Origin of the sequence: Alcaligenes sp. Lyrl_28, assembly GCF_051948705.1 — a bacterium.
Classification (GTDB): domain Bacteria; phylum Pseudomonadota; class Gammaproteobacteria; order Burkholderiales; family Burkholderiaceae_B; genus Alcaligenes; species Alcaligenes ammonioxydans.
Window position 1 is genome coordinate 1 of the sequence record NZ_JAYJLG010000024.1, and the last position, 427, is coordinate 427.

The 427-nt window shown below is 60.0% G+C and carries 1 protein-coding gene; it reads right to left on the reverse strand.

What is annotated here, in order from left to right; genetic code table 11:
- A partial coding sequence (locus VF694_RS16435; protein ID WP_440164915.1) for an Ig-like domain-containing protein occupies positions 1–427 on the reverse strand: 427 nt, incomplete at both ends.

Genomic DNA, 427 nt, shown 5'->3' on the forward strand with positions numbered 1-427 from the left:
GGACTCGGACTCAGCCTTGTTGATCACATCGTCACCCGCGATGGTGTCGATGGTGATGGCGGCTTCAGGCAGGTCGGTATCCACACCGTAGCCACGGTCGGCTTCAGCGCTCGCTGGGTTACCCGCAGCGTCTTCCGTTTCCACCTTGGCGTGTACGTTCGAATCAGCAGCCAGCTCGGAACCAGGAACGTCCACGTTCCAGGTCTTGCCGTCAGCGTTAACCGTGGTCGTGTAGTCCTTGCCGTTCACGGTCACCGTAACGGTGTCGCCAGCCTTCACATCCTTGCCAACCGTACCCGTGAGAGTCACGTCAGACTCAGACTCGGCCTTGTTGATCACATCGTCACCGGCAATGGTGTCGATGGTGATGGCGGCTTCTGGCAGGTCAGTGTCTACACCGTAGCCACGGTCGGCTTCAGCGCTCGCT